The organism is Gracilibacillus alcaliphilus (assembly GCF_016909015.1).
GTDB lineage: Bacteria > Bacillota > Bacilli > Bacillales > Amphibacillaceae > Gracilibacillus > Gracilibacillus alcaliphilus.
On sequence record NZ_JAFBFA010000025.1, the window covers coordinates 40,601 to 59,962 of the forward strand.

Consider the following 19,362-nt stretch of genomic DNA (forward strand, 5'->3'; position numbering starts at 1 on the left):
ACTTATTCGAATAATAATATTTAGTTCGTTCATTTTTAAGCAAAGAAAGTCTTGTCATTTGGCTATCTTACAAATACTTCTACAACCCTGATTTATTAATGACTTTTCACCTCCATTAAACGCATTAACAAAATAGTACAATATATATGTGAAGTAATTGTGAGCTTATTTTGAAAATACAGTTACAATAATAGCCTTATAATTGTTATTAAGGTTTTAATTATTTTTGCTGTTAAGTGCAGGAAAATTTTAATTTAGAAAGGAGGATGAATAGTGAAATGCCTGACTTCACACATACTTCACATTTTTTTGTATAATTGACTGTATAGGGATATATTGTTGAAGTGAGGTTTTTGTATGAAACAAACCATTGTTATGGTAATAGATGATGAAGAACAAATGAGAAAAATGATACGAGCATTCTTAGAGAAAGACGGGTACACTGTCTTTGAAGCAACAAACGGCTCGCATGCTCTTTCATTATTAAATAAAACTAAACCGCATTTATTGATTGTTGATGTAATGATGCCTTTTATGGACGGTTTTACATTTGCTCAAGAAGCTAAATTACTATCATCGATCCCACTTATTTTTTTATCGGCAAAAGGAGAAGAATGGGATAAGATTCATGGCCTAAAGCTAGGCGGTGATGATTATATAGTTAAGCCATTCATGCCAGGAGAGCTTCTTGCTAGAATCGAATCGGTTCTTAGACGAGCCTACGCTAACAAGGAAGATTCCAATGTTCTGACGATTGGTCCCCTTTTAATTGATTATGTATCACACCAAGTAAAACTAAATGATTCCCCGCTTTCATTAACACGAAAGGAATTTGGCCTACTTAATATTCTTGCGAAAAATAGTGGTCGCGTTTACTCAAGAGAACAATTATTACATCTCGTCTGGGGTGAAGATCATAAAAGCAGCGAAAGAACAGTGGATACTCATATTAAGACCTTGAGATTAAAAATGGGAGACCATGGAAATTTGATTGAAACTGTTTGGGGGATTGGTTATAAATTTGAGGTGTAAAATGAAAAATCTAACATTTAATAAAAAAATATTACTTATAATCATTTTTAGTATTGGCTTTTCTGTTCTTTTCTCTTTTTTATTTATCCATTATTTGTACTCTAAATTATATGTATCAAGTATTGAAGACTCCATCGTCCATCAAGGTAAACGTACAGCTTCCCATTATCATTATGGAGAATTAAGTGATGAAATTATTGAAAAAATCCAATGGTATAATGTTGTTTCCGAATATGAAATTATCGTTGTGGATGAATTGGATGAATTGTATTCGTATTTCCCCTATAAAATAAATTATGAGAATCTTATTGATTCACACGATCAGTCTGAATTAGAACAAGGGAAATATGTAATGAAAGAAGGATTTGTTGAAGAACTCCATCGAGAGATTTTAGGAGCAATATTTCCAATCAAAGGTGACCAAGGGCTCATTGGATTTATATATATATATGTCCCGCTTGAAGCTATTCAAGATGTATTTAGTGATAGTATTCCGATTTTACTTGTTGTTGGAACATTGTTTTTTTGCATCTTCTTCTTGATAATTACTCGTGTCTGGAAATCCATATTCAAACCTCTCCAAGATTTACAACGATTATCAGATGAAGTTTCAACAGGAAATTATTCAAATACTATACAAACAGATCGTCAGGATGAAATTGGTCAATTAATTAAAGCATTTAATCAAATGTGCTTATCATTAGGACAACTGGAAGAACGTAAAAAAGAATTCACCTCAAACATTGTACATGAGCTACGTACGCCTCTTACGTATATTGGAGGGTATACCGAGGCATTGAAACAAAAAATATATACTTCTCCAGAAGAAGCAACAAATTATTTAACAACTATACAAAAAGAAACAGAGCGGTTAAGTAAACTGATTAATGATCTCGTTGATTTGGATTATTTGCAGGAAAATTCATATTCAACAGACATGCAACCAATTGCCATTGCACAATTATTATTAGATGCAATCGATTTATTCGAGATTCATATAAAAGAAAAAAAAATACATTTAACACTTGATATGGAAGAAGATCTTATTGTATTAGGTGATTCACAACGAATTCATCAAGTGTTTTATAACATCATCGATAATGCCATTAAGTATTCGTTACCGTCAGGTACTATTTCAATTAAACTCAAAAAAGTAAACAAAGCAGTTCAATTGCAAATCAACAACGACGGAACAGTAATCCCAACAGAAGATATCGATCGAATCGGAGAACGTTTTTTCCGAACAGATAAAGCTAGAAATCGTACAACGGGGGGGACTGGATTAGGATTATCCATAGTAAAAGAAATTGTCCGATTACATAAAGGGAATTTTACTATCACAAGTGATCAATCAACGGGAACAACTGTTACCATACAATTGCCTTATCTGGACATAGAAGGAGTGGAAAGATAATCATGAAGATTCGATATATAATCTATTCTCTTGTCTGTCTATTAATTTTATCAGCTTGTAGTGCGAATCAATCTACTGGGAATAAAATTGATCCATTTTCATTTATAGATCAACATGAGAAACCATTTGGAACAGACGATTTAAATGGAACAGTTTGGATTGCAAGCTTTATTTTTACAAATTGTAACACGGTTTGTCCCCCTATGATGTTTGAAATGGCGTCTCTACAAAAAGAAATAGAGGAAAATGACTTAAAAGTCGAGTTTGTCTCATTCACCGTAGATCCTAATCTTGATACTCCAGAAGTATTAAGGGCATATGTACAACAATTCACGAATAACGAAACAAATTGGCATATGTTGACAGGGTACTCTCAAGAAACTATTGAAGAGTTTGCGAGAGAGCAATTTCAAACGATTGTTCAAAAACCTGACACTTCTAACCAAGTTATTCATGGAACGAATTTTTACCTAGTAGATGACCAAGGTTATGTCCTAAATGAGTTTAATTATATTGATGAGTCTTATGTAGAAGAAGTAATAAAAAAAATAAAGGAAATTCGTTAATAAAAAAAGGAGAATAATAAGATATTCCAAAACACAACGGTTCATCACCTAACTTTAATATACATTAACTTTAGTGAAACAAAACCTAGTCATTAAATTTGACCACCGTAAACTTCTATACGATAGGGAAACCTAATATTAGGTTTCCCTAAATTTTGTGATTTAAAAGTTTAACAGAGCCTATAAATGTTTATTAGAACATTAAAACTCAAATTGTCCCTTAACATTAATTGATTTGCTATTTGTTGATGGAGTACGAATAGCAATATAGTACTTGCCACTTGGTCCATTAAGGCTGAAAGTTCCTCCAGTTTTGCTACCGCCAGTGTAGTTCCTTGTCCAATACTGCTTACCATTAGTAGCATTAATAAATCCTAATTGAATTTTTTGTCCTGATGGACTCCATTTAACGCTTTTTATCTTTATCTTTTTTCCCTTTTTAATATTAAATGCTTTATTTGACTTAACATATTTTTTTACACCAAGAGCCGAATGACTGATACTAAAGGTGGAAAAAGGAGAAATTCCATCAATAAGTTCTTCCTCTATCGCCCAATCTTTTTCCTCCGTAAATACAGCTATTGAATGATCATCTTCAACAATATTAATCATTTTATCCATTTCTCCCCATTCATTTTTTTTCGTTTATTTATAACGAGTAAGACTATTGGTTTGTCTGTTCTTTACTCATCTTCTAAAATTATTTCATTATTTTCAATTTGTTTAAGAATTTCTTGCCAATCTTCTTTTGAGTAGAATGATTCATCTGACTTTTTAACTGAAATTATCTCAAAATCCCCTCCTACTTCTTCCGTACTTTCGTCATCAAATTCTAAGGTCGCCTTTTCGTTATCATTTAGATCGTTTCTATCTGACACTATGGATGTGTTTTCATGGGTGAATGCAGAACTTGCAACCCCTATACATCCAAGCGTTAACAATACAGTTACAGATAGAACGAATACACGCTTGTTTCCCTTTTTTACTTTTAATATTTTTATCAACCTATTTTTCAAATTGGCTGACCCTGTTGTAAAAGAGGCTCCTAGAACGGATGGAGTGACATCTTGATTTGCTCGTTTAATCATATTTAATATAGTTTCGCCATACTTTTTTCTTTCCGAATGAGACATTTCCATGACAACATCTTCATCACAAGAAAGTTCACTCCACTTATTTACTTCTTTTCTCAAGACGTAGATGAGCGGATTATACCAATGGAGAATGGTAGCAAGTAGCATAACTTTCTTTATCCATAAATCCCTTTTCTTAAAATGAGTAACTTCATGTTTTATAATCATATCTAACTCATCATATGGAATATCGTACATTGGCAGTACAATAGTGGGTTTAAAAATCCCAATCAAAACAGGACTCATATTAGTCTTACAGAATTTTATGTCTATATTATTTGCTAGTTTCATATTTTTCATATTTCTGTACAAAAGATGTTGTATGTTACTTTCTCTAGGTACTGACACAAGGACTTTTTTCAACTTTTTGTTAAAGCGTCGGTACCAATACCAAAAACATAAACTCGTAACAATTACTCCTATTATCCATATCATAAATAGAGGCAGAATAAAAGTTGTTGTTAACCATACTGTGTTTTGATCCACAATAGATATATTCTCAAAAGAAATGAGTTGATTTTCCTTTGAGAATATGTGGTAAATCCCAGGTATTAAAAATATAGGAATAAGATAAAAGAAAAGGGACAATTTCCTATTCCAATAATGCCATCTAGCATGGATTCTTTCCTTAGAAACAAGTGTTATAAAGAAAGACAAAACGAAGACACTGCTTCCAGCAACCGATAAGCCGATTAATATATTTAACCATTCACTCATTATTACACCTACTTATCTGAAAACCACTTTTGGAGTTCCTCTAGTTCTTCAGGGGATATTTTGTCATCATAGAGAGTCGCTAAAAAACTCTTGATTGATCCTTGATACATTGTTTCTAAGAAATTTTGCGCTTCTCTCTTTTTATATTCCTTAAAAGAAAGACGGGGAACATAGGTATTTGGTCGACCTTCTCTTTCGATTAGCAATACTCCCTTATCCACCAGTCTTGATAAAAAAGTTGCTATCGTTTGCCCTTTCCACTCTTTTCCTTCTTTTTCAGAAAATATCTCCAATAATTCATTAGATTTAACTGGACGCCCCATTTTCCAAATCACTTTCATGACTTTCATTTCTGTTTCAGATAAACTTCGAAAATCTGACAATATAGACACCACCTATATTTATTTCTTTGTTCATACCTATATAAATTGTACTTATCCTCTTTATACTACTAAAACGTAATAATTATGTCAATGTACTGACAATTTCATAATTCACTTTTGTTTATTCAACATTCGGATTTCACTTATTTTGATTTGCGCAATTATAACTACAATGATATAGTATTAAATATAATTACATTTATGTAGTAATATTTTCTATTAAATTCATCATTGTGTTAATTACAACAATACATTGTAAAAAGAGGGGGTTTTTAATTATTTTTCGTTTAAAAACTTTAGAAGACTTCTACTGTTTTTACTAGATTGTAGACGTAACCGAAAAACATTAATGGTGCTACTAATTCTCTTTGATCCGGATTTTGATTATTTGATTTAAAAAACTATTATAAAAAGTAGGTGTGAATATTGAAGAAATGCAAAAAAATCGTCGGAACACTTGTGGCTACGTTTTTTTTACTGTCGAGTACGAGTTTAATTGCTCATGCTGCTACTTACTATGACTATGAAACTACTGTACCAGCAGTCGCTGATTATGAATCAAAACCGAAAAAGAAAAAAACTACTGGATCTGCCTATAATAAAGTAGGATCTATACAGAAAAATAGAACATTAGTCTCTTGGATAGAGAATACGAAAGGGAAAAATATTACCAGCAAAAATACCTATTCATCTAAAGGGAAAAAAACAATGGATTATAAAGGGAATGCTAGCAAATATAAAGGGAAAAAAGTACGTTTAAATATATCCACTTCCACAACTACCATGAAGCGTGCAACGACCTCAGGGGAATGGACACCTAATTAAAGTTACAATAAACATTTGTTATGCAATCAATATAATCTTCTTTAGCCAATTTATGAATCCGTTTCACTATAATTAACATACACCATTTAGTTTTTCGGTTACATTTGCAATCTGATATAAAACTATATACTTTTGAAAAAAGGGTAAACTTGAATAGCTTGGTATGTACCAATTAAGAACTATTATTACAAATTATTGATACATAATTGAGGTGTACTGTATGAATTCATATATAAAAGAAGAATTGAAAAGAGCTTTTTTATCAAAGATAACAATTGGAACAGCGGTTCTTTCTGTTGTATTAGTATTTGTAGGTATGTTTGAGTACTTGAGTTGGATTCCATATGAGGGTATTTCACTTCTGTATATCTTTCTCTCAGGCTATAATTCTGGAACAGCGAATTTTCTAGGAGTTGTGTTTCCGATTATTGCCTGTCTTCCATTTGCTACCTCCTATGTGGAAGATTTCAAATCAGGGTTGAATAAATATATATATTTACGAATGAAAAAGAATCAATATATGACTATTCGATTCTTTATAAATGGTCTTGTTGGTGGGACAGTTTTATTTATCGGACCTTTTATTGCCTTTGTCTTTCTTTTAGTTGTTAAAATTTTCACAGGAATCCCTATGGTGTTAGAACAGATTGAGACTTTTACATATTTTGAAAGTATAGGTGTTCATTCTCCAATAGTGATGATCATTATTATTTTAATTACGTTGTTTTTTTGCGGATTTATTTTAGCTACAGTTGCTTTAGGTGTATCTACACTAATTCGAAATGTCTATCTAACCATGTTAACTCCTTTTATATTTTACATCGTTTCAGCTACTGTACTAATGAACATTCATGAAAATCTAAATTTGTTGGGTCTATACGATGTGAATTATTATGGAATGAGTTTCACTCAGCGTTTCATGTATGGAATGATCTTATGTGTGGTTGGAGTTGCGCTTTTCTTTGTTGGAGGCAATAAAAATGAAGAGAATGTTATCTAGTGCCAGATTAATCCGATACTTCTATAACAAGAATGTATATTTTTCTGTTTTCATTGTTCTCGTTTTATACTGTCTAACACTTTTGATAGAAAACCATTCGAATGAAAAAAATATTTATGATCTTTTTATAGAAATAACTAGGTTTCATTCGCTTTCTTACTTGATCATCCCAACATTTTTGATTGTCCTAACCGTATATTTTTCACAAGGCAAGGTGCAAAATTATTTAGCATTTCGTTTTCAAAACAAAAAGCAATGGTATCACATGAATTTAGTCTGTATTGCTCAATTAACAATCGGTTTTTTATTAATTGTAGTTGCTATTATGCTTGTGCAATCATTATTTGTTTTTAGCTTTAAAAATAAGTGGAGTGATTTTGCACTTAATTATTACACATACCATTCGGATTTTTTAATGAACTTTTCACCCTTTGCTTATTCTATAGCAACTTTTATCTTGGTTGGGCTTCATTTATTTTTATTCGGATTAATTTTTTATTTTATATTTATTTGGACAAGAAATCCGATGATATCACTACTTTTTGTTATTTTATTGAATGTAATGAATATCGCTATTACTTTAGGAAAGTTAGACTCACTTGCGCCCTTTTTCTTTACCGATCACGTGAACATTATGCAATATATTTATAAATTTGATTTAAACCAATACAGTTTTCCATACAGTATCTTTATCTATTGGTTAATATTAATTCTTATTATCTATTCAATCAGTCGTTTTTTGCTTGATAGGGTGGATTTTGATGTAGAAAAAGGTGAAAAAAAAGATGTTAGCTAGAATTTTACGATATCATCTGCTTTGTATGATTACACCAAAAGTAATACTTATTACAGCTTTACCGTTCATTGGAAATATATTCCTTGTATACTCTATATACGAGGATTTAATACCAGTAGAAAGCATAAAGGCAACAATTTTTATGTTTTATTTTCCGATAAATATAAAATTTGATCTTTTTCGTTTAATCTTGATTTTATTACCTATCCTATTAATCATCGGATCGTTTATCAATAGTGAAATAAAAGAACGAAGTATTTATTTGCTTTTACAAATGAAAAGTTTTCGTCTTTGGTTTCAAAGTTTAATAGTTGCTTCTTTTTTTACAATTCTTCTTTATTTTATAGTAGGTTATGTCATAACATATGTATTAGTTCTTTTCTTACCTGAAAATATAGTGATAAATAAGTCGATGATTCCATTCCAATTTTTATATACAACGAATGAATGGACTTTAATAACTCACCAGTTCTTTTTACTGATATTATCAGTACTTCTGCTAGTATTACTAAATATTTTTTTTACTTTTTTAATCAATCACACTGCGTTTGCTTCTTTATTAACCATCATTTGTTTAGCAGCATCGATTACAATAGGGAATAATTTCCCTAGTATACTAAATTTTTTACCATTGACATACGGTTTGTTTGCTTTTCGAGAGTTAAATGGTTATTCCTTTATATGGTCTTATACATTTTTAATTCTTAGTATTTTGGTATTATATATTTTCACCTTTGGCATTTTTATGATTCGAAAGGAATCTTTATTTAAAATACAGTAGATAAAGGAGTCTGAATGAAATGGATACAATATTAGAAATTCAAAATCTTTCAAAAGTAATAAAAGGACATTTTTTACTTAAAGATATTCAATTGAAAATAGATCAACCAAAGGTGTACGGAATTGTCGGTAGAAATGGTTCTGGAAAAAGTGTTTTTTTTAAAACCATTGCGGGCCTGCTTGTTCCGACTAAAGGTACTGTAAAAGTTTTTGATGATCATATTGGAAAAGGAAAATTCCCAAAAGATTTCGGGGCTTTACTAGATACCCCGGGATTTCTTGGGCATTATTCGGGCTTACGTAACTTAAAATTGTTATCTTCTATTCAAAATAAAGTGACCGATGAAGATTTGAAAAAGGCAATTTCTGATGTTGGTTTAAACCCAAATGATACTAAACCAGTTCGTAAATATTCACTCGGTATGAAACAACGACTTGGCATTGCACAAGCCATCATGGAAAAACCTAAATTATTGATATTAGATGAACCAATGAATGGGTTAGATGAATCAGGAGTACATGATGTTAGGCGAATGATATTAGATTTTAAAAAACAAGGAATGACTATTTTGTTAGCAAGCCATAACTCTGAGGATATTTCGATATTATGCGACGTAATCTATAAAATGGATAATGGAAAAATGACACTTCTACAGGACAATAAACCTTTAGATCATGATCGGGTAGTGAAGAGTGACTAATTCTCTTCTTAAGGTTGTAGGTCGTACAATAAACGATCTAGGTCTCACAAAGCTCGGTATGCGTATTTCCGAGGAACAGCTTTTGGTATGGTGTATTAAGGGAGCTGCGGCCAATTTACAAAAGATTAAAGTCACTAAACCAAAATGAATTGTATCATTATATTCAATTTGCAAACTGCTGTTATAAGTGCAAAAACAATATATTCAGTATCTACAAAGGTGATACTGAATATATGATAATTCAAAACGGCTGTATTTATTATTATTGTGAATTTAGATACAATTCGATATGACAAAGAAAGATTTTAAAGTGTTATGACTGTTATTTATCAATAGACAATATTTAATATTATTTTTAATCGTTATACCCGACTGATTCATGTTCAGTTGGGCTTTTTTTTGTGCTTAATAAAGATTTTAAAAAATATTGCTTTTATCTTTGGCATTTCATAAAAAAGCTTGTTGAAGGATATGAAAGGGGAAATCGCCACCCACCTTTGCAGTTGCGAAGGGAGAGGAAATGCATGATAGAACCAGATCGTACCGAATGGCAAGTTCGTTGTGCCTTTAATGCTTTTTGTAAACGTGTATTGAAGAACGAAGCAATCAATATTTTCAACGAAAGACAACAACGACAAGCAAAGGAGATGACATTTTCTGATCTTACCCCACAAGAAGAAAATCAACTCTTTACCTTAGATAAGCAATATGAAGGAGAAGAAGGACAATATTTTCAAGTGGCTGGAAAGGAAATCACTCCAAAATTACTTGCTGAAGCCATGCGTACCTTGCCAAAAGAAAAGCGTATCACTGTTCTACTATACTACTTTTTTAATCTATCTGACGTAGAAATCAGTCAACTTCTCGATATTCCACGCAGTACGGTACAGTATAGACGGACAAGCTCTTTTGAACGGTTAAAACGGTTTTTGGAGGAACATGCAGATGAATGGGATGATTAATTCTAATACTGAAAATGATGAACGTGGCTTAATGCCATACCCAATTATTTTAGCTGCAAATAAGGGTGAGCCAGAAGCAATGAAAGTAGTTATTCTGCATTATGCAAGTTACATGACAAGCCTGTCCATGCGTAAGCTTCGTGATGAGCATGGGAACATTTATTGGGGCATAGATGAAGATACACGTGATCGTTTGCGTTCGAAACTTATGCAGTCTATTTTAACTTTCAAAATTTAAGTAGAGAGATTTCCCCTTTCATATTATTTTTGTTCTTTGACAAAGAAAGCATGGAAGATAACGCCATGCAGTATAAACAAAAAATCAGATACGTTCTGTTGATGATAAGCCACCTGACAAGTACGCCAAGACTTCCAACATGGAACGAGCGAAACATACTTTGTCAGACACAATCGTGGTGAATTGTTGGCGATAATCCATCAACAGTATAATGATACTCCCCTACCATCATGGTTCGAGCGTTCAAAGCGTCGCAAGCTATGAGTAGGGCTGGAAGAAATACTTGCAGGGGTGAAATTCCCGTGGAGCTGCACCAACAGCCGTCTGATTTTTGACTTTCAGTTTAACAAGATAAGTTATGAGAATAAGACCTTTTTATTTTAGTGCAAGAGCCAAATTCACGTAACGTATTAGAATTAGTTTTATAAACGCGATATAATAATAGACAGATATCAAATAGCATATCCTAGTCTATGGAAAGGAGTTCATATGGTCACAGTCACTAAAAAAGACTTGATAGCACTAGGTTATGGTCCCTCTTTTTCAGCTGATATCATTAGGGAGTGTAAAAAACTAATGATTTCAAAGGGCCACAAGTATTATCAATCTAAAAAATTGGATCGTGTACCTAAAGAAGCTGTAGAGGAAGTATTAGGGATAACTTTAGATGTGTGATTTGTACTTCTTGCACTAATTGCGTAAGGAGTGAAATCATGACTAAAGATATCGTCAAAAAAGCAAAGAACGGAACTTATTACTTTAGGGCTAATTTAGGCTATCACCCCATCACTGGCAAGCAAATTCAGAAATACCGCAGTGGTTTTAAGACTAAAAAAGAAGCAAGGGAAGAATATTCGAGGTTATTACTAACAAAGTCAGACGCATTAGAAGAAAAGCAAGATGATATTTTGTTTCAACAGTTTATTGAAGATATTTTCTTACCTTGGTATAAAACACAAGTAAAAGGAAGAACGTACGATAATCGATTACCGACTGTAAGAAAACATTTCACTTTTTTTGATAACTTAATCACAACAGAAATTACCCCGATTCATGTTCAAAAATGGCAATTAGCGTTATCTAAAAAGAAGTATCGTTCTTCTTATATTAGAAATGTTCAAGGGTTGTTTTCCATGGCAATGGATCGAGCTGTTGTTTTAGGATTAGCTGAAAGTAATCCATCGAAAATTGTTGGAAATGTGAAAAAGACAAAAACAAAAATAGATTTTTGGACAAAAGAAGAATTTGAAAAAGTCATCTCTCTTTTCTATAAGGAAGACTACTATCAACATTTTTTATTTATCTCGTTATGGTTTTTATTTATGACAGGTATGCGGATTGGAGAAGCCACTGCAATTCAATGGGAAGATATTGATTTTGACGCTGGTGTGTTATCTATTGATAAAACACTCTACTATAAGAATTTAGATAACTATTCTTTTGTAGAACCGAAAACAAAAGCTAGCGTTCGTCATATTGCATTAGATGAGGATACATTAACGTTACTTCATGAATGGAAGGACGTGCAGCAATCTGTCGTTCAAACCAATTTTGTGATGAGCTATAATGGTATCCCCACACAAAAGCATACGTTAGCGAATGCCATTACACGTTTTTCTGAAAAAGCTGAGGTGCATCGTATCAGGTTACATGCTTTAAGACATTCTCATGCTTCCCTGCTCATCAGTATGGGAGAAAATCCATTAATCATTAAAGATCGCCTAGGGCATGAAGATATTGAAACAACATTAGGTACTTATGGGCATCTGTATCCTAATAGTAATTTTGAGGTCGCTCATAAACTAAAAGGTATATTGTCTTATCAAACTGCATCTGAGAATAAAGATACTTCACCCAAAAATCAGTTCACTGCTCATTACCTACGTAAAGGTTTAAAAACAAATAATGCAATAACAATGCAATGAAAATAGAGTAAAGAGCTGAAACCCTTATAAATAAAGGGGTTCCAGCTCTCCGACAACTATTCCCACTCAGTACTTCGCCAATACAATATCGTGCAATATGGTTGATATAAAGGGATTTAAGGAAATATCAAAAACAATAAAAACATATAAATTGATATAAAGTGTGCCATGACTGTGCCACAGATTTTAATAAATCACAAGCTGGAATGAGAGATCATTTCGGCTTTTTCATTCATTTTAAAGAATGATATTTGATAGTGTTCAAAATCGACTTTTCTTATATTTATAACAATGATAAAAAGACGATGTAACTTTTGAATTTTACAAATCAAATGCCTCCAAGGATATATTTTGTGAACAGGATTTCTAAAACAGGCAAAATAAAGGCTGCCCAGTGCGGCGGCGTGCGAAGCGAAAGCCGATGTACTGGGCTAAGCCTGCGTGGCGACAGCCACGCCTTAACCCCCCGTTTCTAACAGGGGGGTAGAAAAACATTAGGAAACAGTCAATAAGAGCTGTTAACACCTGTAGGCGCAATGGTTTGAAGCATTCATGTGTTATGTCAGATTTTAAGTCTTAGTTGACATCTTTTTAGTATTGCGGAAACGCATATAAATTAAGTAGCTTGATATCAACAATCACAGAATAAAGACCACTAGAATTGAGATATGGTATGTTAAAAATAAATTGGTTGTTTTATTAAGTTAAGTTTTTTTAAATGAAAATAATTTAATAAAAAAATAATTCGTATAGAACAAATAAAGCATCGTTAATTTAATGTTCTTCCACACGATTATCCGAATGAGAGTTATATAAAAATTAAATGATTAAAATGGGTTTCAATACTATTTAAAGGCAAATCATCCGATCAATTGTCTAATAAGTAGAATGGACAGATTTGAGGAGAAAGTATTGTGAAAAAAAGATTGTTGTAGTAGATGATGAAATTTTGATTATTATGTTGCCAGCTAGTATTTCTGAAAATAACAGAAGGTTGATAGAAGAAGAGGCGAGAACGGAAGAAGCGCCCCCTCGGAAAGACCCCGTAGTTGTATTGCAATATCAGCAAATAGATGGAGAGATGAATTTCTATACGATTACAGGGAAAATTGATTCAACGAAAGAGGATGAATTAAAATTCTACGATAATGTCGATTCGTATGAGCTGAGTGGATATGCTATTGAGCATGCTCATGATGACGGTGAAAATAATAGTAATGTACAAGGAATGAAAATCACTATTCCAGAAGAAGGCTATGAAATTATGATGCATGCATCTCTAATATCTCAGGAAAAGATGGAAAAGATATTGCTATCAATGGTTGAATAGTGATACTAAAATCTATATGGGGCTATTTTTCAAGCCCCTTTATTTGATGAATTTTTCACATTTTATCTTTTATTTGACAACATATTGGCAACCAACTAAATACACATTAGGATAAACTATACCAAGACTAGTTGGAAGATGTGCTAAAGTATTTTCCCCTTATTTTGAATCACTTATTATCAACGACAAATTGGTCTTATGTTGCACTAAACATTCACTGTTTCAAATTTGTTACAAACTAAACTTTCCTTACTTTTCATTCGTAAATAGTCACAATGACCCCGTCCATATTGTTACCTGAAATCTCATATTCATGATCTTTTGGTATACTAATGGTCATGTTCTCTGAAAAAGGGTAATAAGAAATAGTATACTCTTCATCTTCGAATTTAGCTAAAATCTTCTTTTTTTCTTTTAGATAATCTAAATATTCTTCTAAAACAAAATCTTTTTCCTTCATAATCGCACTATGTGGTAAACCAACATAGCGAATATGCCAAGGTTCATATTGAATTCCCGTAATATCAGTTTTATCCTCTGGGTAGCGTAAAACAAAACCGTATTTCCATGCATTTTTCCTTATCCACTTTCCTTCTGGTGCATCTTTCATTTGCATCTGTGTAGACCCCACATCGAGTGCTAATCCCAAATTATGTTCACTATAACCTGGGGGTAATGCACGGACAGACCCCATTTCTTCATAAAGTGCTTGTTGTTTCTCAAAACTTCGAAATCCACTTGTAAAGGCAAAATGATGAAGACCATCATTTTCCGCATCAGCAATCATTTCTGAGAATTTATGTGCAATATCCCTAGATAAATAGCTTTCACTATCTAATAACACGTATCCCTGTACCAACTCATTGTGCTCAGATAAATTGATAATATCCGTTCTAACACTTCCCTCGTGAACAGGATATTCACTGTTGACTAACAGTAGATTTCCTTGGTAAATTTGTTCTTTTGTAATTTCCTTCTGTACAATATTTTCAGTTTTTCCTTGATCATCACTTATTTTATTTTCATTGGATTCATATTGTTGAATTTCTACCTTATCCTGAAAAATCGGTAATATATAAACATATGTAAGGCATAAACATACGATCAAAGACAAAAACAAGCCCCACTTCTTCATTATAAAACTTCCTCCTTTTTCTCTTACTCTTTTAGAATAGGAAAAACTTTTTAAATAAAGAGTAGGGTAAACCTTAAATTTTTCTTAAATTTATTGTATTGTATCATTCTTCTTGTTATTAGATGTACTTCCTTGTGGTAAACGGACTTCAAAGGTCGTTTGTATTAAATTACTCTCTGCTGAAATAGTTCCATGATGCTGTTCAATAATATTCTTTGCAATAAATAAGCCCAGACCTGTGCTGTCCTCTTTATATGTTCTTGCTTTATCCCCAGTATAGAATACATCAAAAATATGCGGAATCTCATCATTAGGAATACGATCTCCATAGTTCACAACTTGAACTACAACGTTATGTTCTTCGACAAACCCGTTGATATCAACATACTCACCTTCAAACCCATAACGCACCGCGTTGATCATCAGATTTTCAAACACGCGAGCGATCAAGTCCCCATCACCTAAAATAGATAAATCAGTCACACAATTCATCCGAGCAATCAAATGATTCTTTTTAAATACAGGATACAATTCTTCCTTTAATTGACGCAGGAGATTGGTTACGTTTATTTCCTTTTTCTCAACTGGTAGCATTCCATAATTCATTTTAGTGATTTCAAATAATTCATTAATTAGCTTTTCCAACCGTTGTGATTTCGTAAAAGCAATTGACAGATAATGTCTCACTTGATCTTCAGTCAATTCTTCATCTTTAAGTATCAAATCCAAGTATCCTAAAACCGAAGTAAGTGGGGTCCGTAAATCATGGGCTAAATTTACAATCAATTGCTCCTTACTGCTTTCCGAAAAATCCCCTCGTTGAATCGCCATTTCCAATTTTTCACTTGCTAAATTAATATCTTGCGCAATATCCGCAAATTCATCATTAGAATGGATATGTATCTTGTGTTTAAAATCACCTTGTGCTAGTGAATGAATTCCGTTTGAAATGTTATTAAAATATGTAGAATAAGGTTTAGTTAGCAAATAGAAAAACAAAAAAGAAAGTGGGATAAATAACATCAAAAAGAAATTAATATCCCCAATATTCCGAATAAATATGCGTACTTGAGCTAACAGACTCCCATAATCTACTGATGTTTGATAATACCATTGTAATCCTTTGAAGATCAGATATGTTATGCCACCTGATAAAATCATACTTAAACCAAATAGTAGCACCATCTTTGAACGAAAACTATATATTATTTTAGCCATTGAATATGTAGCCTACTCCCCATATTGTTTTAATCCAGTTGTCTTTATACTCGTCTTCTCGAAGTTTTTTCCGAAGCGTACGTATATGGACCATAACTGTGTTTGCTCCACCATAGTATGCTTCATCCCAAACCTGCTGAAAAATATTTTCCACGCTAAATACTTTCTTTGGATGACTCGCTAATAAATGCAAAATGTCAAATTCCTTCGGTGTTAACTCAATGTGATCACCATAAAGAGTTACAGTACGCTGGTCAGGAATAATAACCAATCCACCATATTCCAAATAGGTTTTATCTTCCGTATTTTCTTTAGGTTGATTTAACTTCGTAAAACGTCGAAGCTGGGCATTAACACGTGCTACCAACTCTATAGGTGTAAATGGTTTTGTCATATAATCATCTGCTCCGATGACTAATCCTTTTACTTTATCAAAATCAGAGGTTTTAGCACTCAAAAATATGATAGGAATATTGGATTGTTCACGAATATGGTGTGTTACTTCAAATCCATCCATATGAGGCATCATAATATCCAGTATTGCTAAATCAACCTGTTTAGTCTTGATAGCATGAACAGCTTCTTGTCCGTCCAATACTTTAATAACATCATAACCTTCTTTTTCCAAATGAATAGCAATTAAATCGGCAATTTCCTTTTCATCATCAGCAATTAATATTGAAATATTTTTCATCTTCCCACTTCCTAGTTAGATTTAACATATATCAAAATGTTAGACCTTATTCATTTTATAATACTTCGTTTTGTGTATCATTCTACTTAGTAATATTAAAAAATGATCCGTGCATTGAATAATCCTAATTTTATTATATCTAAGATGATAATTACATACCAACTATTAATACATTAAGAAAGAGAAGTCAAATCCCTTCTTTTTTCGCATATAGAAAGAGAACTTTTAGGAGAAATCTGGAACAAATAAAACAACTTAAATCAGAGAATGACGACAGTAATAAAAAAGGAAATCCGAAATTACGTGCAAGTTTGACATAAAGTATCCCTTATTTACTTTCATCCGGCCATAAGCGTACATTATGATATAGTTATAAGTTAATTCATCACTTTACTTCAATTAAAAAGGTTGCATATAAAGCTGATACCAAACCATAAAGGTAAGAATCGTCCACAGTTCACGACTATAATCGTGTTTGTTTTGTACGTGTTTTTCAAGTAGTTTTTTTATCTGATGTTTATAAAAAATTTCATCAGTTGGGCTATTATCAATTGTATATTTCGCCCATTCATACAGTTCTTCTTTCAACCAATGGCGAATAGGAACAGGAAATCCTAACTTTCTTCGATCCTTTACCGAACTTGGAATAAGATCTTGCATAGCTTGTCTTAAAATGTATGTTGTGCCATGTGTTATCTTCATAGAGGTTGGGATTGTACGTGCGATGTCAAATAATTTTAAATCTAAAAATGGAACTCGTAATTCTAGGGAATGAGAACTCGTCATTCGATCTGCTACAGGTAAAATATCTCCACTTAGCCAAGTATGGATATCAATATATTGCATTTGAGTGGGTTCATCTAAATTGCGAATATTCTGAAATAATCGTTTGGTAATCTCTGTAAACTGTTGATTTGCGTCATAGTGTTTCAATAAGTCTTTTTTCATATTTTCATTGAAAATATATGCGTTTCCTACATAACGTTGTGATAACGGAGTTGTTCCGCGCCAAAGAAAACTTTTCCCTTTAATACTTTCTGGTAATATCAATGAAATCCGATTAATAATACATTTTAAAGGTCTAGGAATATAATTAAAAACCTTTAAAGACTCTGATTCCCGATAAATATTATAACCACCAAATAATTCATCGGCTCCTTCTCCTGATAAGACAACATCTACATGTTTTTTTGCTTCTCTAACTAAAAAGTAATTAGGAATAGCTGCAGGGTCGGCGATTGGTTCACCCATATACCAAATTATCTTAGGTAATTCTTGAATTACTTCTTCGGGAGTGATGATTTTTTGGATATTTTCGACTCCTAGTTCTTTAGCTGTATCTTTAGCCACATCACATTCATTATATCCTTGTCGTTTAAAACCAACGGTAAAAGTTTGAATGTTAGATTTGTATTGCTTGGCTAGAGCAACAAGACTAGTAGAATCAACTCCACCTGATAGATAAGCTCCTATGGATTGAGTCCCCTTCATATGGGCATAAATGCTTTCTTCCAATGTTTTGCGGGTTTGCTTAATAGTGCCATCTAGGGTTCTATTTTTATTTGGTTGAAAATTTAAGTGACAATATTCGTAAGTACGCAACTTTTTTCCAAAAGTTTTTATTAAATAATGGCCAGGCTTTAATTTTTGAGTCCCTTTCATTAATCCCTCAACAGGAACATATTGAAAGGTAAGATAGTCTTGAAGTGATTTAATAGAAAGAGTTTCCGGTCCCGGACAACACAAATCACTTTGTTTCGTTGCAAAAGTTAAAATTCCATCAGTTTCTTTATAATAAAATGGCTTTATACCAAAAGGATCTCTGGCAATAAATAAGCTCTTTTCCTCTTTATCCCAAATCAAAAGTGTGAACATACCTCGTAAATGCTTAACAATATTTTCCCGTTCTAAAATAAATAGATTTAAAAAGATCTCTGAAAACTCCTCAGCATATACACCTGATTCTAACAATTTTGCTTTCAGCTCTGGAACATTATAAATACTTTCAGTTAGAAATATAATGAAACGTTCATTTTTCAATATATTCACCTTACCTGAATGTTGGACTCTTATATATTTGTCAGTATAACTTTTTGGTATTTCATAGTTAATTTCTAACACGTTTTCTTTCGTATTAATATACTCATTAAAAATCCCCCCAAGAGAGTATCTTACTTGTCCAAAAAAATCAGTCATCTTTCTCCTCCATAATCTAGTTTCGTATTTATATTGAATTTTTCTTCTATCTTGCTATTTAAAGAAAGAGTAAATTAACCATGTTTCTCATTTATGTTCCATCTATCTCCCACGCCAAATGATACAAGTATAAGAATTGTCTGATTTTATTAATTTACCCAAATGCTAAAACCATTTTCGCATTACATCGTTCTCTCACTGATAAACTGTTGGTAAAATATAATCATTAAATTAATATATTCTTTTTACCTAGGTTCATTGTTTCATATGTAATAATTCAATTACGAAAATTACGCATAAAAAAGCCACCTCTCCTT

At 32.3% G+C, this 19,362-nt stretch carries 19 protein-coding genes; 12 read left to right on the forward strand and 7 right to left on the reverse strand.

What is annotated here, in order from left to right; genetic code table 11:
- The first annotated feature begins 357 nt into the window (after window positions 1–357).
- From JOD18_RS16420 to JOD18_RS16430, 3 genes are read left to right on the forward strand one after another with little or no spacing between them, the layout of a single operon-like run.
- The gene (locus JOD18_RS16420) at window positions 358–1,032 is read left to right on the forward strand and encodes a response regulator transcription factor (protein WP_204670201.1); all 675 of its coding nucleotides are present in this window, start codon (window positions 358–360) and stop codon (window positions 1,030–1,032) included.
- 1 nt (window position 1,033) lies between these two features.
- Entirely contained in the window at window positions 1,034–2,446 is a 1,413-nt protein-coding gene (locus tag JOD18_RS16425) for a sensor histidine kinase (protein ID WP_204670202.1), read from the forward strand.
- A gap of 2 nt (window positions 2,447–2,448) precedes the next feature.
- Entirely contained in the window at window positions 2,449–3,012 is a 564-nt protein-coding gene (locus tag JOD18_RS16430; protein WP_204670203.1) for an SCO family protein, read from the forward strand.
- Window positions 3,013–3,213: 201 nt separating this feature from the next.
- Here the strand turns inward: JOD18_RS16430 and JOD18_RS16435 are convergent, their stop codons facing one another.
- The 3 genes from JOD18_RS16435 to JOD18_RS16445 form a co-directional block, all read right to left on the reverse strand.
- Entirely contained in the window at window positions 3,214–3,624 is a 411-nt protein-coding gene (locus JOD18_RS16435) for a hypothetical protein (RefSeq protein ID WP_204670204.1), read from the reverse strand.
- Between the two features lie 71 nt (window positions 3,625–3,695).
- Window positions 3,696–4,862, reverse strand: coding sequence for a M56 family metallopeptidase (locus tag JOD18_RS16440; protein WP_204670205.1), 1,167 nt, complete (start codon window positions 4,860–4,862; stop codon window positions 3,696–3,698).
- An 8-nt stretch (window positions 4,863–4,870) separates the two neighbouring features.
- Window positions 4,871–5,245, reverse strand: a complete 375-nt coding sequence (locus JOD18_RS16445) for a BlaI/MecI/CopY family transcriptional regulator (protein WP_204670206.1) — start codon at window positions 5,243–5,245, stop codon at window positions 4,871–4,873.
- A gap of 426 nt (window positions 5,246–5,671) precedes the next feature.
- Here JOD18_RS16445 and JOD18_RS16450 point away from each other — a divergent pair, with 426 nt between their 5' ends.
- The 9 genes from JOD18_RS16450 to JOD18_RS16490 all read left to right on the forward strand — a co-directional run bounded on the left by JOD18_RS16450 (window position 5,672) and on the right by JOD18_RS16490 (window position 13,802).
- Entirely contained in the window at window positions 5,672–6,070 is a 399-nt protein-coding gene (locus tag JOD18_RS16450) for a hypothetical protein (protein WP_204670207.1), read from the forward strand.
- A 220-nt stretch (window positions 6,071–6,290) separates the two neighbouring features.
- Window positions 6,291–7,070: a hypothetical protein gene (locus JOD18_RS16455; RefSeq protein WP_204670208.1), complete on the forward strand. Its 780-nt coding sequence runs from the start codon at window positions 6,291–6,293 to the stop codon at window positions 7,068–7,070.
- Window positions 7,051–7,866: a hypothetical protein gene (locus tag JOD18_RS16460; protein ID WP_204670209.1), complete on the forward strand. Its 816-nt coding sequence runs from the start codon at window positions 7,051–7,053 to the stop codon at window positions 7,864–7,866. Before JOD18_RS16455 ends, JOD18_RS16460 begins: the two co-directional genes overlap by 20 nt.
- Window positions 7,867–8,666: 800 nt before the next feature.
- A complete protein-coding gene (locus JOD18_RS16465; protein WP_204670210.1) occupies window positions 8,667–9,347 on the forward strand; it encodes an ABC transporter ATP-binding protein in 681 nt (226 codons plus the stop codon).
- Between the two features lie 524 nt (window positions 9,348–9,871).
- Window positions 9,872–10,309, forward strand: coding sequence for an RNA polymerase sigma factor (locus JOD18_RS16470; RefSeq protein ID WP_204670211.1), 438 nt, complete (start codon window positions 9,872–9,874; stop codon window positions 10,307–10,309).
- Window positions 10,293–10,547, forward strand: a complete 255-nt coding sequence (locus tag JOD18_RS16475; protein WP_204670212.1) for a helix-turn-helix domain-containing protein — start codon at window positions 10,293–10,295, stop codon at window positions 10,545–10,547. Before JOD18_RS16470 ends, JOD18_RS16475 begins: the two co-directional genes overlap by 17 nt.
- A gap of 489 nt (window positions 10,548–11,036) precedes the next feature.
- Complete coding sequence (locus JOD18_RS16480; protein ID WP_204670213.1) at window positions 11,037–11,222, forward strand: DUF3173 domain-containing protein; 186 nt, start codon at window positions 11,037–11,039, stop codon at window positions 11,220–11,222.
- Between the two features lie 38 nt (window positions 11,223–11,260).
- Entirely contained in the window at window positions 11,261–12,472 is a 1,212-nt protein-coding gene (locus tag JOD18_RS16485) for a tyrosine-type recombinase/integrase (RefSeq protein ID WP_204670214.1), read from the forward strand.
- Window positions 12,473–13,370: 898 nt separating this feature from the next.
- Complete coding sequence (locus JOD18_RS16490; RefSeq protein ID WP_204670215.1) at window positions 13,371–13,802, forward strand: hypothetical protein; 432 nt, start codon at window positions 13,371–13,373, stop codon at window positions 13,800–13,802.
- A gap of 256 nt (window positions 13,803–14,058) precedes the next feature.
- On the opposite strand, the gene vanY is transcribed toward JOD18_RS16490, so the two are convergent.
- From vanY to asnB, 4 genes are all read right to left on the reverse strand, one after another.
- Window positions 14,059–14,937, reverse strand: a complete 879-nt coding sequence (gene vanY / locus JOD18_RS16495) for a VanY-A/VanY-F/VanY-M family D-Ala-D-Ala carboxypeptidase (protein WP_204670216.1) — start codon at window positions 14,935–14,937, stop codon at window positions 14,059–14,061.
- A 90-nt stretch (window positions 14,938–15,027) separates the two neighbouring features.
- On the reverse strand, window positions 15,028–16,155 hold the full coding sequence (locus tag JOD18_RS16500) for a sensor histidine kinase (RefSeq protein ID WP_204670217.1): 1,128 nt from the start codon (window positions 16,153–16,155) through the stop codon (window positions 15,028–15,030).
- Entirely contained in the window at window positions 16,148–16,849 is a 702-nt protein-coding gene (locus JOD18_RS16505; protein ID WP_204670218.1) for a response regulator transcription factor, read from the reverse strand. The genes JOD18_RS16500 and JOD18_RS16505 overlap by 8 nt, the downstream gene beginning before the upstream one ends.
- A 399-nt stretch (window positions 16,850–17,248) precedes the next feature.
- Window positions 17,249–19,045 carry an asparagine synthase (glutamine-hydrolyzing) gene (gene asnB / locus JOD18_RS16510; RefSeq protein WP_204670219.1) on the reverse strand — a complete coding sequence of 599 codons (1,797 nt, stop codon included), beginning with the start codon at window positions 19,043–19,045 and terminating at the stop codon, window positions 17,249–17,251.
- Window positions 19,046–19,362: the final 317 nt, after the last annotated feature.

Bases quoted from the DNA above. Each gene is read 5' to 3' on its own strand.
- JOD18_RS16485 (WP_204670214.1), top strand. From the start codon at position 11,261: ATGACTAAAGATATCGTCAAAAAAGCAAAGAACGGAACTTATTACTTT.
- JOD18_RS16475 (WP_204670212.1), top strand. From the start codon at position 10,293: ATGAATGGGATGATTAATTCTAATACTGAAAATGATGAACGTGGCTTA.
- JOD18_RS16425 (WP_204670202.1), top strand. From the start codon at position 1,034: ATGAAAAATCTAACATTTAATAAAAAAATATTACTTATAATCATTTTT.
- JOD18_RS16460 (WP_204670209.1), top strand. From the start codon at position 7,051: ATGAAGAGAATGTTATCTAGTGCCAGATTAATCCGATACTTCTATAAC.
- JOD18_RS16420 (WP_204670201.1), top strand. From the start codon at position 358: ATGAAACAAACCATTGTTATGGTAATAGATGATGAAGAACAAATGAGA.
- JOD18_RS16500 (WP_204670217.1), bottom strand. From the start codon at position 16,155: ATGGCTAAAATAATATATAGTTTTCGTTCAAAGATGGTGCTACTATTT.
- JOD18_RS16505 (WP_204670218.1), bottom strand. From the start codon at position 16,849: ATGAAAAATATTTCAATATTAATTGCTGATGATGAAAAGGAAATTGCC.
- JOD18_RS16430 (WP_204670203.1), top strand. From the start codon at position 2,449: ATGAAGATTCGATATATAATCTATTCTCTTGTCTGTCTATTAATTTTA.
- JOD18_RS16470 (WP_204670211.1), top strand. From the start codon at position 9,872: ATGATAGAACCAGATCGTACCGAATGGCAAGTTCGTTGTGCCTTTAAT.
- JOD18_RS16435 (WP_204670204.1), bottom strand. From the start codon at position 3,624: ATGATTAATATTGTTGAAGATGATCATTCAATAGCTGTATTTACGGAG.
- vanY (WP_204670216.1), bottom strand. From the start codon at position 14,937: ATGAAGAAGTGGGGCTTGTTTTTGTCTTTGATCGTATGTTTATGCCTT.
- JOD18_RS16465 (WP_204670210.1), top strand. From the start codon at position 8,667: ATGGATACAATATTAGAAATTCAAAATCTTTCAAAAGTAATAAAAGGA.
- JOD18_RS16480 (WP_204670213.1), top strand. From the start codon at position 11,037: ATGGTCACAGTCACTAAAAAAGACTTGATAGCACTAGGTTATGGTCCC.
- asnB (WP_204670219.1), bottom strand. From the start codon at position 19,045: ATGACTGATTTTTTTGGACAAGTAAGATACTCTCTTGGGGGGATTTTT.
- JOD18_RS16455 (WP_204670208.1), top strand. From the start codon at position 6,291: ATGAATTCATATATAAAAGAAGAATTGAAAAGAGCTTTTTTATCAAAG.
- JOD18_RS16440 (WP_204670205.1), bottom strand. From the start codon at position 4,862: ATGAGTGAATGGTTAAATATATTAATCGGCTTATCGGTTGCTGGAAGC.